Genomic DNA, 12,428 nt, shown 5'->3' on the forward strand with positions numbered 1-12,428 from the left:
TCTATTTATACATCTGGATGTACCACATATGAAATCCTAGTTCCTCGTAAAATGCCGCCGTATCTTTCCATCTTCGATTGGATGATCCAACCAAAGCCCTCTCCACTTGGTGCTCACACGCTTTATCGATTAGACATGTGACAAGCTGCCGGCCGATCCCTTGACTCCGATGTTGAGGGTGAATATAGACTTCATGAATCTCCAAATAAGCGTCTGACTGAGGAATGACCGGCACTGCATTACCCTGCCTGATCTCCCCAAAGGCATAACCAACAATCGCATCCTGCAGTTCGACGACGTAGAAGTAATCATTCAGCTTCTTTTCTAGTTTTTCTGGAGTCCAAGCCACATTCTCGTATCCCAAAGTGAGGTCCTCTTCTGTCCAACTGATCGTGAGATCGGTGACTTGAGCAAGATCTTTCTTCTGGCCCATCCGGTAGTGGTACATATCGCAGTCTCCTAACTATATGTCTCAAGCTTTACCAAAGATAAAACGATCATCGGGGTTCCACACATGCAGATCATCCGCAGCGTACCCACGCAACCACAGCTCGTCGTTTATACGTCTGAGATAAAAACCTTCTGGAAAATAATCATCTTCACTAATAGGCTGTGATGCAATGGTAACCGCCCCTGGAGGGGCCTGATTCCCTTTCGAGGCAGCTGCCGCATTTACTTCGAATTGATGCCAATACTGCATTCCAAGATAGGGGCCTAACTCCAATGGACATAATCTCAGTCCGAGGTCATCCGCTCTTTGAAAGAGCGGCAGCGTCGCAGCTCCCTCCCTAAATCCCAGATGTTTAACGGCTAATTCAACCGTAACCAATCTTTTCTTTGTATGAGATGTAATGAATTCCTCGCTACCTAACAATGTTTTTCCGTATTCATTTATTTGAATTGAGCACTGCCGCAGTTTGATTTGAAGCTCCGATGGGGTTAGGCCTCCAACTTCAACTACCCTTATTTTCACGGGACAGTTAGGGTATATTTCTTCCTGTTCAGGCACTTTCAGTCCCCCTAAAGGTTGATTTCTAAAAATTCAACTCACTATATTGCTTTATTCTAATTGACTCCCTTGTGACGCTTGAAAAGATGTAATTTGAGCAATATGATGCTGTCCATGCCATACAAAACGTTGTAGAGCAGTATCTAGTGAAATTGTACCCAATACTTCTGTCTGGAGTTTCCGACGAAACTGATCAGGATCTAACCCGCACAGCAGCGTATAAAATCGCTTATGGAGTATCTCCAGCAGCATAATCGAGTCCTCCAAAGGTAGGTCTGCATAGTCATGCAATGATGCCCAAGCATCTTCACGATAAGAGCCTGCCAGCGGCTCCTCTTCAGTCAATGCTCTTTTGAATCGGATATAAGCGTTCATATCATTATCAGCAAGGTGATGGATAATCTGTGAGATCGTCCAGCCGCCTTTGCGATAAGGAATATGCAGCTGCTCATCATCGATATACTGTACACTCTCTCTTAATGACTTCGCGATTCCGGGAACTTGATCGATGATGTGCTTTCGACTCTTATCAGTGAACTTGCGAATAGGCTCAAAGTTCCCTATTGGATAACGGACCTTATCATTCAAGTTTCAGCACCTCACCATTCCTCTACTAGAGAACCAAATCATATCCAATATAACCCACAATGTTCCATTTGCGAAGGGTAAAAACAAAAAAAGAAGCAGGCTTCTCCTAAAGCCGCTTCTGCTGAAATTCAGTCCCCATTGTAATACTAACCATCAGAAAGCATCAGGCATAGTATCCTCCTTCTTTTATATACGTGCTTGTATTTACATAATGTTTATAGATTTTACTGAAAGCCCGGTTGGCTTTATGTTGATTTTCCCCATCACTTAAACACGGTTTGGTTACCCTGACAATTTCCTTTATATCTGTATCCATACTGACTTCACCTGATATAAGACGTTCAAGATTCAACTCAAACCGTCCCTCCAGATGCTCGGAGCAGTCTCCATATGCATATACTGCTGTACCAGCATTCACACCAATTAATTGAAAGTCTATACAAAATGCCATTGATCCGACCTCTTTAGTTTAAAGTTTAATGCAGCACTTATATCAAGCTGTTCTAACTGCCCGCTGAGCGGCTCTTTTTGAAATGGATCAGACAAGAGTGCCCCTGCTCGTTTTGTCCTCAATTTGACCTGATTATCGGGCTTCCGTGGTGATAAACCTTCCATCTTCGATGAGATTTTGTATCTCTGCACTCTTTTTTAGGATAATCATTTTCTTCTCGTACGGTTTCAAAAACATAAGGATATCCTGCTTAAATTGGTTCTCAAATTCGTGATTCCATTTTAGCATCTTCAATAAACCTGTAAACGTTTGTTTGTATACTGCTCTTTCCATTTTCAGCTTTTGTCTGATGAAACGCAGTACAATTCTTGCATCTCTCCGAAAAACAGGGATATCCAAAAATATAATTTGTTCAGCCCGCTCAAAACTACTTGCTAACCATTTATAATAGACACCCTCCACAATCCAGCATTCCCGATCAATGATGTCATGGAGTAACTGGTCCCTTTTCTCCGGCGAGTTCTTACCTGCCAATTCAGTCGGTCCGCTCCACATCACCGTATCCAGTTCCCCGTAATATAAGTTAAACTGCCTTGATAACTTCTCGGCTAAATATGTTTTTCCACTACCTGTAGAGCCAACAATATGAATTCGTTTAGGGATGGACATAACTCTCTCCGTTTCTTAAGTTAGAACGACTAACAGCTGGTGCAGTTGATTCGAGGCTGCTGATCTTATTTTTACTCATTCGTCTTTCAGTATTTTCTCCATGATCAGATTTTCATCATTATTCTCAACGATTTGATAATTGAGTTTCGTATACAGCTTATTAGCAGGTTCATTGAATCTAAATACACTAAGTCTGAGCTTACTCATTCCTTTTGCTTTGGCATCCTTCTCAATCCATTTCATCGTTTCTGATCCATATCCCTTATTGCCTCTTCCTGATTGCTGCTCACTATGTTGGAAAACGCCTTCATAATCTACTCACAAATTGTATCTGCAGCATAGATTTTTGATTCTCTGTTCCAAGTATGATATCCATTAGTGATATGGGCCCAGCCATATTTCTCATAGTAATTTTCATGATCTGTGCATAAATACAGCTTTTGAAACCCGAGTTTATGTGCCTCTTTCCGAGCGTGATTTAACAGTATTTCTCCTAATTTTTTTCCTCTTTCTTCTTCCTCAACGTAAAGGTTAGATAAATACGGTCCTAAATCTTGTCTGCTCACAAAATCATTTGTCATTAGTGAAAAGCTGCCGATGATTTCATTCGATTTCATCATAAAATACCATCTAGGCAGCGAATGGTTTGTATTCATACTCGAAGTTATGCAATCCTCAAATATTTTTCTGTTTAATCCCCATCTTTGAGAAACATAATTAATACATTCTTCTAGCAAATTCGGATAATCCCTGAGATTAATGATCATATATTCCAATACATCACCTGATTTTTATATTGTTTTAGGGTAAGATGATTCTTTATTCATTCAATGAGCCGCTGAAACGGTCCACTCTTTCTCCAACTTTACTACAGTTTCAAAATTCTCGATCATTCCCTCTAATTCATTAGTGAATATTAATATTTTGCTTGATTTCCTATCATCTAATGGTTTCATAAAAACAGCCATACTCTTCTCTTTGCCATTCATGTTGTAATCGGCTGCATCCATGATCGTTGTAAACGCAGCGTCTTTAATCGCTGCACGATCCATTCTTTCATCTGTACTCCATAAACTCACTTCTATTTTCCGATATGTTTTCACTTGTTCATTTGTATCCATTATTTTATCGTGATGCTCCGTCATAAAAAGGGTGTATGCTTCCCGAGATTCCCATAACCCTATAATTACAGCATCTTCTTTGTTCAGAAGATTCCATCCACCCCATTGGACAGCAAATCCACTTATGAATTCAAGCTCTTTCCATTTCGTTTGAGCCGCATGAAAAATCTCTTTGGAATCTTCATTCACTTCGCATTTAATCATTTTTATAAGCATTAGTTTTTCTCCCACTATGGCGCCATCGTATCACTTTAAGGACTGGTTATCATTAAGCGGTTAAGATGATCACTAATTTTGTTTGATGTATTTTTCGTAGAATACAATGGTCATACTATCATTAATCACTTTCCTCCTGCCGCCCCGCTTATAACCTAACTTCTCATATAAATAACAATTCCTCTGCTCCTGAAGGACGGTATCCAGTTCCCACTTCTTTGCATCATCATAAAGTTCTTCAATTATGGAAAAAACTTTCTGTGCAATCCCTCGGCCCTGGAATTCGGGTAAAATGAAGATTGGACTTACACGATATACTTTATTCTCTTTTCTGACAATTCTGATGGCGCCTACGTTTACTTCTGAATATTTAATTATGTAATAATCCGTAAATGATTGACTCAAACGAGCTGCGATTTGAGCAACAGTTTCGTTCGCAGGACTTGTCTCATAATCCTGATACTTATTTAATAAAGGTGTAAAAGACTTCACCTGCATCTCATGAACAGCAGCAGCTGCATCTACACCTGACTTCACTAAAGTAATGTCCATAAATAACCTCCTTCAATGAACCTAGCGATATAACAGGTTCCAGCAATCACACATGAAGTAAATATATGCACAAGATTGCACTTTGTTTCTATTCTTGGCTTCAAATCTCTTCTTAATATAACCTAAAATGTTCCATGTGCGAAGGCACGAATTGAAAAAACAGCCCCTGAACTGACCCTATGTTAGAATTCACTAACAATATGCATTCTTAGTACATCAGTGTTCAGTTCAGATATCGTGAATTTCGTTTCATTTGTATTTGTTCATACCAGCAAGTACCGCTGCAGCCAGCCCTGCGCAAAATAGTAAACTAATGCAGCTAAGTATGACCTGCGTTGTTGATGCGTCATAATAGCCAGATATCGTAAATACAGCTGTAATAGGATATAAAGCTTTTAGAGTATTTGATGTACTAGCAAATAATCCAATAAAAGAATAAAATTCAGTGATAACTAATGCAATCCAATACCCTTTTTTCATATAGGATACCAGAGCGATAATAGGGGAAATTGCAATAAATATACATACTCCATCCAGAAAATAAGCTTTCAAATAATTTATAATCATCCCCAGCGATAGATCAGAAAAATGTAAAGCTGCTTCGATTAAAAATGTTAGAACAAAGAGGAACAAGTAAAAAAGAACACTATAAACAAGAGTTATGATCATTTTTGCAGTCGTCAACTTCGCTTCGTTCACGGGGACTAGTCGAAGTGAATCGATTGTACGCTCCTGATCTTCACGACAAATCATATAACTTCCTAGAAGAGCTATAACCGCAGGAAGAACGAAAAATGTTGCCAGTGGTTGAGCCACAGCCATATACCAATCTGCAGTATCTATATCTCGAGTACCGTTATTTTCTTGTAATCCGGATAAAAAAACAATAACGGTAACCATAATCGTTGCGAAAATGGCGATCCAGACAAAACTTAGTCGGCGGATCTTTTGGCGCTCCGCCCAAAGTAGTGTTCCCATTCTTAATACCTCACTTTCTTCTTGCTAATACAGCGTTTGCCAGGAGTACAGAAGCAATCCCCCAGACCAAAATGCTAAAAATCGCCATAGGTATGTTGACTACCTGCGTATTGTTCAGTCCTGGAATATCTCCATTTCGAGCAACGATTACTGCCATGCTGGATAACGGGTGTATATACGTATTGATTGACACGATAATTGAACCAAGAAAAGCATAAACTAGTGTTACAGCAACTGGAAGAATATATCCGTTTTGCGCTGCAGCAATAGCCAGAATCGGAAGCATAGCAAAAGCGGTAATAACACCAATCTCCAAACACTTTCTTATCAAAAATAATACGTGTTGCCAATCAAATGCGATGTCTCCGAGAAGTATACTAAAGATAACGGAACCTATTGCTGTAACGATCATGAAGCAAACGGAATAAATCAAAACCACTAAAAATTTACTGAAGAAATAGCTCATTTTGCTAACGGGTACAATCCAGAGTTGTTTAAGCATGTCGTATTGATTTTCATTGTACATAAGCATCGTGCTTAATATCCCTAAAACAACAGGTAAAATAATAAAAAGTGTAAATCCGAACGCCGACCATTTATAAAACTGTACAGGATCGCCACCAGTATCCCATGCATATTTAAATAATAAGTAGGCCAGAAACGGCATGATAAGCGCTGAAAACATCATCATCCATACAAATGTTCTGCGCCGCAACTTCAGAAATTCAATCTGGAGAAGTTTAAGCAATGCCATCTCCTCCCGTAATTTTCTTAAAATAGTCCTCTAACGTATCATTACAAAGCTGAGAACTAATAACCGATACATCTCCCAATATTAGTGCCTTATTCATTGACCCCATATCCAGAGAATGATTAAAGATTTGCAGCGTATGATCGTCTTTCACAGAATAATTTTTCAGATCGAATTGACGTTCCAGGATCACACTTGCCTTAGCAGCATCAGATACTTGAAGTAAAATGTACTTGCCATTTCTTTGCTTGAGTTCCTGCATACTACTTTCTTCGAGCAGAATCCCATTGTCGATTATTCCAATGTCATCCGCAAGCAGAGAAATCTCAGACAGAATATGGCTGGAAATAAGTATGGTTTTCCCACGTTCAACACTAAGCTTTTTAATGAACTCCCTAACTTCTGATATCCCTATAGGGTCCAGACCGTTTGTAGGTTCATCTAAAATGAGAAGTTCTGGGTCATGCAGAATTGCATTAGCAATGCCCAGACGCTGTTTCATACCGAGAGAATACTCACAGAACAGCTTCTTATCCTTAAACGGTAAACCTACAACTTCCAATGCATTCTGCACAGCGTTAGGCGCAGCCGTACCACGCAGTTTGGAAAAAATAGTTAAATTTTCTGTTCCAGTTAAGTTTGGATAGAATCCGGGTGTTTCGATAATCGCTCCAATTCTGGGATATACCTTCTTTTCTCTACCTTTAATGGGCTCACCAAATACATTTATCTCACCAGAAGAAGTAGATGTTAACCCTAAAATCATTTTCATAATCGTCGTTTTTCCGGCTCCATTGCGGCCGAGCAAACCGTAAATACGTCCTTTTTCCACATGGATATTTACACTATTTACAGCTTTCTGATCTCTATAGTTTTTAGTCAGTTGTTTCGTTTCTATTATATACGTTGTCATATAAATACCTCCTTTATATAAAGGTTATCAAACAAATCTTGCCAGAACCTTGCCGAAATCTTGTTTATTTCTTGCAATTGAAAAAAAGCTCTTATAAATTAAAGAGCTTTCGAAAGTTTCACTATAAATGCTGCACCACCAGAAACTGATTTTTCAGCATGGATTGTTCCTTTATGCAGTTGAACAAGTTCTCGAGCAATTGCAAGTCCTAAACCATTTCCGTTCGTTGAACGTGATTCATCACTTTGATAAAGTCTATCGAATATATGGGGTAGGTCATTCGGACAAATCCCTTTTCCATTATCACTTACCTGAACCATCACGTTTTGTTCATTTTCACTTATTTGTAGATCGATTCTCGTTCCTTCACTGTGTGCAATAACATTTTGAATTAAATTATTAATAATTCTTATATAGGCATTAGAATCTAATCGAATAAAGCATTCTTTTTCGGAAATATCAATTTTATACTCTAAATGCTTTTCCTCAAATGTTGGTATCCAATTGGCTAATATATCACGAGTACATTCGTTTATATCCTGTTGTTCGAGTTTAAACACCTGCTCTTTTGCGTCAAGTTTAACCCAATCAAATAAAACTTCAACAAAGCTCTTCAAATGATGTGCTTTATTTAAAGCAATTTCAAGATATTCTTCTTTTTCTTTGCCTACAACAAATTTCTTTTGAACTGCTTCTAAATAACCAACTAAAGAAGTTAAAGGTGTTCTTACATCATGCGATAAACTCGTCATAAGTCGTTTATAAGCCTGCTCGGATTGCTTTAACTGTATAAGTTGAGTTTGACTTTTCATGGCGATATCATTTATGGAATAACATATGCTTTTAGTGATATCATCTTCATCCACCAAAATACGGCGATTCCAATTCCCCTTTTTTATATCCTCTAAACAGTCCTCAATGATTGAAATTTGTTTAGAAACCTTATTCTGTTTCGTGATCAAATAAGTAATGATCATAACAGAGAAAGCCAACGTCACAAGTAGAATATAGACCCATTCCATAATCAGGCCTCCTTATTAAAACGATAACCTACCCCATGTACCGTTAAAATATAAAATGGCTGTTCTGAACTCGGTTCTATTTTCTTTCTTAACTTACTTATAAAGGACATAATATTGTTATCATCAAATGAATAATCATCGTTCCAAACTTGTGTATAGATTTGTTTCTTCGTAAACACACGCCCCTTATTCGAAGCCAGAAATACTAATAAATCAAATTCCTTTCCTGTTAAATCAATTAGTCTGTCCTCGACCTGAACAGTTCTTGTTTCTTTATCGATAACCATGCCTTTAAGTACAAGAACGCTTACAGCATTCCCGGAATTAAAAGTGGTATATCTTCGAATCAGAGATTGCACTCTAGCAATAAGTTCATTGATACTGAAAGGTTTTGTTAAGTAGTCGTCTGCTCCAAGACCAAGGCCTGTGACTTTATCCGGCTCACTTCCTTTAGCCGTCAGCATAAGTACGGGGATATGGCTATACTTTCTTATCTCAGATAATACTTGAAAACCATCCATCTGCGGTAACATCACATCTAAAATAATAAGTGAATATGAGTCGTTTTTATTCATGATTTGAATTAAACCTGATTGCCCATTATATGCTGTATCGGCTTCCAGGTTAACTTGGGAAACACATTTTTTTACTAGTGAGCACAACTCCACATCATCATCTATGATGAGTATTTTATTTGACATGAGGTTTCTCCACCCCTTTTTTCAATCAACGTGTTGTTAATTTCAGCGGCCTTATTATTTCTGACCCATTCAACTAATCTGTCATAAAGCTCCAGGTCTGATATTGCTTTGGACTTTTTCTCCTCCAAACTCTTTACTATGATTTCAATATTATTACTTCGTGACTCTGCATGAATGAACGTTACTAATGATGGTTCTAACTGATTCATATATTTAAAATAAGCTCTTTGAGGCTTAATAAAATGCAAATGTCTTTCAAAATTATTTCGTTTACTACTTTTGTCGTTCTCCTTGCGTTTACGCAGCTCTTCTTCAGTCGTATACAGGTAAAAATATCGATCTGGAAATTGAATTTGTCCTTCAATGATCATTGCTCGATAAAACTCATCGATTGACTTCAATGAATCCCATCCTTCGAAATCATAGCACCAGTTGTACCAGAGAGGTTGAAATGGGTCTCCATCCAAAATTGTGATTTTATGATTATTATGCTTTGTTTTTGCAATCATCGTCCGCTCAACCTGTTTTTCCAAATACCAAGTACTGGCGGTTCCTTCAGCCTGTTCAAATAATTTATTTACTTCTTGAATGATATAAGCATTTAATCTCTCCTGCATCCACATCGAAGTACTTGATTTACCTACTGCACTTGCTCCTTCTAAACAAATTATAGACATTTTATCTCCTTTAATGAAAAAGTTGTTGAATTATCACGTGCTTCGTCCTTTCCTCACCTTTCTGAACTCATGAAAGATCTCAACGATCAAAATAGCTTCTTCTTTGTACCTTTCAAGATCATTTAATTGAATCCATTCGGGTTCATCATTTCTATATTGATAGAATCTCAGTACGACATTTTCACCATCTGTTGTAGAACTTAAAATCAAAATAAATTCTCGCTTAGGATATGTAAATCTTAAACACTCCTCCCAATTCGAGATGAGCTTTAATCCGGTTTCCAAACTGTCGATATGATAATGATTAATCGAAGCCTCTAAATCCGTGCGATCCTGATAACCAGTCTCATCGATTGAACTTGTATTTTTTAAACTTGAGGCATCCACCAAGATGCAGCGGTCCCATTCATAAAATTCGGGATTAAACAAATTGAAATCCATTGGTTCATTCGACTGAATAGACTTATTCAATAAATTTCTCATCGCCATGTTTGTCTTCATTCTTATCATGCAACCAGCTTTCCAGCATAATAGTCATGTTTTGATATTCTTCAAGTGCATTAAGGGTGTGCATCACTTGTACGGTTCCCATCTCTTGTTCAATTGCATCTGTACATTCAATCCACAGTGAACGCTTAAGGCTGTATTCCAACCAGTTCAGTTTGCTTGAATACCCAAGTACCAAGACCGTTTTCCAATCTGCTTCCAGATCCCCGTATAGCTGCTGATATCCGCTTAAGAAAGCGTCGAACTTGCATTTGTTTACTTTACCCGATTCATCGATCGACCAATAAATGGCCGTTTCAATCAAATCATGTTTGGGATTGATCTCTCCAGCTGACTCCCAGTCAATCACAATGGGGTTATCTTGGACCCACATGACATTCTTAGGTTCCAGATCGCGATGGCTGAATACTTGTTCATCCTCCAACAGCATAACTGATCGGTTGATTTGTTCGGTCCAGAATGACAGCTGTTCGATGCGATTGGATAAGTGGTTTGCCCAAACAGCCCCCTCTGCTATCCCTTTGTGTAAATAGAACTTCCAAGGAATTTGATTTTCGTCGTTCCGAGTTCTCCGAATGCTATCGACCTGTGCAAACTTTGTTTGATGAATCTCAGCAAGGATAAAACCGACCTTCCTGCAGTGTACATCTGTAATTTCGAAAGGCTTTAAACTTCTCCCTTCAATCCAATCAAATACCATATAAAATTGATGATCAATCTCCTGCAAAAATGTATCTCCGTATACATTAGCCGGTTGAGCTGATATACGCTTAGATAAAATACTTACGACTCGTTCTGCTTCTATATAATTGTTCAGTGCAGCAGGTCTTGCCATAATTTTTGGGTTTAAAGCTTTAACTGCGTATCTCCCTGTAGTGGTCTTGATTGCAAAGACCCTATGTAAAAGCCCGCCTGATATCGGTTTCGGAGTTGTCGTCAATTCACCAAGCCCTAATTTCTCACACAATTTTTCAAACTGTAAATGATAAGAATCATTCATTTTAGGAGTCCTTTCCTACATGAATTTTGTTTTTCTAATTTCACAGCATGTTCGTTTCTGTATTACGAATTCACCATCTGGTGGCTCTTTAATAATTCTAGTACATCATTATATCTTCAACTTCTCTAAGCTTCAAAATGTCCTGAGATTCCTTTGTATTAATGGAACCCATTTCTTCATGTGCAGTTGTTATTAACCATTCTTCTCCATTCTTATAAAAACACAAATCTTCCAACAATTCAGGCTGCATCCAAGCATACAATCGATCTGCTCTGGTTAACAAGATTTCTTGCAGTTCATCCTTACAGTCCAAATAATAAACATCTGCATTGAGCCCAAACAACTGTGTCCCTGGCCAATGATCCTGTTTTTTAATTTCTTTTATGTATGGTTTTATTTCTTTAAGAAACTCCTCTCCTTTCCCACTTAATTCAATTTGATCTCTTTTAACTAATATAAACTCATCACAAATGCTAAAAGCCAAAGATATTAATTGTTGATATGTTACTCCTCTTGGTTCTTCTAGTAATTGTATCATTTCATTCTCCTTTGTTAGATCTTGTATCCTTACCCTGGAATCATCTATCAAATACATCTTGAAAATACTTATCCATTAATCTTTTAGAATTAAATCTGTCTTGAATACATTCTTTAGCTCTTAAACAAGCATCCTCATATCCTTCACTTCTCATGTTGTCCGCAAGAAAAATCATCTCAATTATTGGATCACTTGGTTCCAACTCGTATGCTTTAGACAGCATGTTTTTCCCAACGCTTTCCCAATGCTCGTAGTCTCCAAAATGATGAGGAAACAATGTGATCATATAACCGAAAATCAATAAAAACTTCGTATTCCTCGAGAATTTACGTATCCCTTCCTCTGACACTTCTTTTAATGTCGATTCAATCATTTCATAATCGTTCTCGTTAAGCCCCTGAGTAATGAAGGGATTTCCGGATTCGACACTCAAATACCAAGATAAAAAACCTAAATTCAAACATGTATCTAAGTCACGCTTCCCTCGGTCCCAGTCACTTTTCGTTGAAATAAAGACTTCTTGATATTGTTTGGCAGTTTCAAATTCATCTCTTCGATCTCCATCAACCATGCTTTAGCTTCCTTTCAGTACAGATCCTCTCGGCCTTTTGGTTCGTTTCTTCAAACAACTCTCTTACAGCACATTCTCTGCAGGACTCCCCTTCATCGATCATTCCGCCAGGAATTTCCCACTCCTTACTTTCCAGAAATACTTCATCTTGACCGAAGAGCGAA

The 12,428-nt window shown here is 38.0% G+C and carries 19 protein-coding genes and 1 pseudogene; all 20 read right to left on the reverse strand.

What is annotated here, in order from left to right:
• Window position 1: 1 nt before the first annotated feature.
• The 20 genes and pseudogenes from ABXS70_RS14260 to ABXS70_RS14355 all read right to left on the reverse strand — a co-directional run bounded on the left by ABXS70_RS14260 (window position 2) and on the right by ABXS70_RS14355 (window position 12,400).
• Window positions 2-448: a GNAT family N-acetyltransferase gene (locus tag ABXS70_RS14260; protein WP_342555611.1), complete on the reverse strand. Its 447-nt coding sequence runs from the start codon at window positions 446-448 to the stop codon at window positions 2-4.
• Window positions 449-472: 24 nt separating this feature from the next.
• Window positions 473-1,009: a helicase gene (locus ABXS70_RS14265; protein ID WP_342555610.1), complete on the reverse strand. Its 537-nt coding sequence runs from the start codon at window positions 1,007-1,009 to the stop codon at window positions 473-475.
• A gap of 51 nt (window positions 1,010-1,060) precedes the next feature.
• Window positions 1,061-1,597 carry a YfiT family bacillithiol transferase gene (locus ABXS70_RS14270; RefSeq protein WP_366296424.1) on the reverse strand — a complete coding sequence of 179 codons (537 nt, stop codon included), beginning with the start codon at window positions 1,595-1,597 and terminating at the stop codon, window positions 1,061-1,063.
• A gap of 163 nt (window positions 1,598-1,760) precedes the next feature.
• Entirely contained in the window at window positions 1,761-2,048 is a 288-nt protein-coding gene (locus ABXS70_RS14275) for a hypothetical protein (RefSeq protein ID WP_342555608.1), read from the reverse strand.
• Window positions 2,049-2,180: 132 nt separating this feature from the next.
• Entirely contained in the window at window positions 2,181-2,717 is a 537-nt protein-coding gene (locus ABXS70_RS14280; protein ID WP_342555607.1) for a DNA topology modulation protein FlaR, read from the reverse strand.
• Window positions 2,718-2,792: 75 nt separating this feature from the next.
• Window positions 2,793-2,972: pseudogene (locus ABXS70_RS14285) on the reverse strand (hypothetical protein); the annotation flags it as partial.
• A 59-nt stretch (window positions 2,973-3,031) separates the two neighbouring features.
• Window positions 3,032-3,484 (reverse strand): GNAT family N-acetyltransferase, encoded by a 453-nt coding sequence (locus ABXS70_RS14290; protein WP_366296427.1) that lies wholly within the window; start codon window positions 3,482-3,484, stop codon window positions 3,032-3,034.
• 60 nt (window positions 3,485-3,544) lie between these two features.
• Window positions 3,545-4,054, reverse strand: a complete 510-nt coding sequence (locus tag ABXS70_RS14295; RefSeq protein WP_342555605.1) for a DUF4937 domain-containing protein — start codon at window positions 4,052-4,054, stop codon at window positions 3,545-3,547.
• Between the two features lie 72 nt (window positions 4,055-4,126).
• Window positions 4,127-4,606, reverse strand: coding sequence for a GNAT family N-acetyltransferase (locus tag ABXS70_RS14300; RefSeq protein ID WP_342555604.1), 480 nt, complete (start codon window positions 4,604-4,606; stop codon window positions 4,127-4,129).
• A gap of 249 nt (window positions 4,607-4,855) precedes the next feature.
• Entirely contained in the window at window positions 4,856-5,584 is a 729-nt protein-coding gene (locus ABXS70_RS14305; RefSeq protein WP_366296429.1) for an ABC transporter permease, read from the reverse strand.
• A gap of 10 nt (window positions 5,585-5,594) precedes the next feature.
• A complete protein-coding gene (locus tag ABXS70_RS14310; protein WP_342555602.1) occupies window positions 5,595-6,338 on the reverse strand; it encodes an ABC transporter permease in 744 nt (247 codons plus the stop codon).
• Window positions 6,325-7,248, reverse strand: a complete 924-nt coding sequence (locus ABXS70_RS14315; protein ID WP_342555601.1) for an ATP-binding cassette domain-containing protein — start codon at window positions 7,246-7,248, stop codon at window positions 6,325-6,327. Before ABXS70_RS14315 ends, ABXS70_RS14310 begins: the two co-directional genes overlap by 14 nt.
• A gap of 98 nt (window positions 7,249-7,346) precedes the next feature.
• The gene (locus ABXS70_RS14320) at window positions 7,347-8,270 is read right to left on the reverse strand and encodes a HAMP domain-containing sensor histidine kinase (RefSeq protein ID WP_342555600.1); all 924 of its coding nucleotides are present in this window, start codon (window positions 8,268-8,270) and stop codon (window positions 7,347-7,349) included.
• A gap of 2 nt (window positions 8,271-8,272) precedes the next feature.
• Entirely contained in the window at window positions 8,273-8,971 is a 699-nt protein-coding gene (locus ABXS70_RS14325; protein WP_342555599.1) for a response regulator transcription factor, read from the reverse strand.
• Entirely contained in the window at window positions 8,947-9,648 is a 702-nt protein-coding gene (locus ABXS70_RS14330) for a chloramphenicol acetyltransferase (protein WP_366296432.1), read from the reverse strand. Before ABXS70_RS14330 ends, ABXS70_RS14325 begins: the two co-directional genes overlap by 25 nt.
• 33 nt (window positions 9,649-9,681) lie before the next feature.
• Window positions 9,682-10,137, reverse strand: a complete 456-nt coding sequence (locus tag ABXS70_RS14335; protein ID WP_342555597.1) for a hypothetical protein — start codon at window positions 10,135-10,137, stop codon at window positions 9,682-9,684.
• Window positions 10,112-11,155, reverse strand: a complete 1,044-nt coding sequence (locus ABXS70_RS14340; protein WP_342555596.1) for an aminoglycoside phosphotransferase family protein — start codon at window positions 11,153-11,155, stop codon at window positions 10,112-10,114. Before ABXS70_RS14340 ends, ABXS70_RS14335 begins: the two co-directional genes overlap by 26 nt.
• A 97-nt stretch (window positions 11,156-11,252) precedes the next feature.
• Complete coding sequence (locus tag ABXS70_RS14345) at window positions 11,253-11,693, reverse strand: hypothetical protein (protein WP_366296434.1); 441 nt, start codon at window positions 11,691-11,693, stop codon at window positions 11,253-11,255.
• Window positions 11,694-11,733: 40 nt separating this feature from the next.
• Window positions 11,734-12,264 (reverse strand): hypothetical protein, encoded by a 531-nt coding sequence (locus tag ABXS70_RS14350; protein ID WP_366296436.1) that lies wholly within the window; start codon window positions 12,262-12,264, stop codon window positions 11,734-11,736.
• Window positions 12,257-12,400 (reverse strand): NUDIX domain-containing protein, encoded by a 144-nt coding sequence (locus ABXS70_RS14355; RefSeq protein WP_366296656.1) that lies wholly within the window; start codon window positions 12,398-12,400, stop codon window positions 12,257-12,259. Before ABXS70_RS14355 ends, ABXS70_RS14350 begins: the two co-directional genes overlap by 8 nt.
• Window positions 12,401-12,428 lie beyond the last annotated feature (28 nt).

The sequence above is a fragment of the Paenibacillus sp. AN1007 genome (assembly GCF_040702995.1).
Taxonomy (GTDB): domain Bacteria; phylum Bacillota; class Bacilli; order Paenibacillales; family Paenibacillaceae; genus Paenibacillus.

Excerpts from the sequence above, each read along its gene's own strand:
- ABXS70_RS14260 (WP_342555611.1), bottom strand. The coding sequence starts at position 448 with ATGTACCACTACCGGATGGGCCAGAAGAAAGATCTTGCTCAAGTCACC.
- ABXS70_RS14275 (WP_342555608.1), bottom strand. The coding sequence starts at position 2,048 with ATGGCATTTTGTATAGACTTTCAATTAATTGGTGTGAATGCTGGTACA.
- ABXS70_RS14280 (WP_342555607.1), bottom strand. The coding sequence starts at position 2,717 with ATGTCCATCCCTAAACGAATTCATATTGTTGGCTCTACAGGTAGTGGA.
- ABXS70_RS14290 (WP_366296427.1), bottom strand. The coding sequence starts at position 3,484 with ATGATCATTAATCTCAGGGATTATCCGAATTTGCTAGAAGAATGTATT.
- ABXS70_RS14295 (WP_342555605.1), bottom strand. The coding sequence starts at position 4,054 with ATGCTTATAAAAATGATTAAATGCGAAGTGAATGAAGATTCCAAAGAG.
- ABXS70_RS14300 (WP_342555604.1), bottom strand. The coding sequence starts at position 4,606 with ATGGACATTACTTTAGTGAAGTCAGGTGTAGATGCAGCTGCTGCTGTT.
- ABXS70_RS14305 (WP_366296429.1), bottom strand. The coding sequence starts at position 5,584 with ATGGGAACACTACTTTGGGCGGAGCGCCAAAAGATCCGCCGACTAAGT.
- ABXS70_RS14310 (WP_342555602.1), bottom strand. The coding sequence starts at position 6,338 with ATGGCATTGCTTAAACTTCTCCAGATTGAATTTCTGAAGTTGCGGCGC.
- ABXS70_RS14315 (WP_342555601.1), bottom strand. The coding sequence starts at position 7,248 with ATGACAACGTATATAATAGAAACGAAACAACTGACTAAAAACTATAGA.
- ABXS70_RS14320 (WP_342555600.1), bottom strand. The coding sequence starts at position 8,270 with ATGGAATGGGTCTATATTCTACTTGTGACGTTGGCTTTCTCTGTTATG.
- ABXS70_RS14325 (WP_342555599.1), bottom strand. The coding sequence starts at position 8,971 with ATGTCAAATAAAATACTCATCATAGATGATGATGTGGAGTTGTGCTCA.
- ABXS70_RS14330 (WP_366296432.1), bottom strand. The coding sequence starts at position 9,648 with ATGTCTATAATTTGTTTAGAAGGAGCAAGTGCAGTAGGTAAATCAAGT.
- ABXS70_RS14335 (WP_342555597.1), bottom strand. The coding sequence starts at position 10,137 with ATGGCGATGAGAAATTTATTGAATAAGTCTATTCAGTCGAATGAACCA.
- ABXS70_RS14340 (WP_342555596.1), bottom strand. The coding sequence starts at position 11,155 with ATGAATGATTCTTATCATTTACAGTTTGAAAAATTGTGTGAGAAATTA.
- ABXS70_RS14345 (WP_366296434.1), bottom strand. The coding sequence starts at position 11,693 with ATGATACAATTACTAGAAGAACCAAGAGGAGTAACATATCAACAATTA.
- ABXS70_RS14350 (WP_366296436.1), bottom strand. The coding sequence starts at position 12,264 with ATGGTTGATGGAGATCGAAGAGATGAATTTGAAACTGCCAAACAATAT.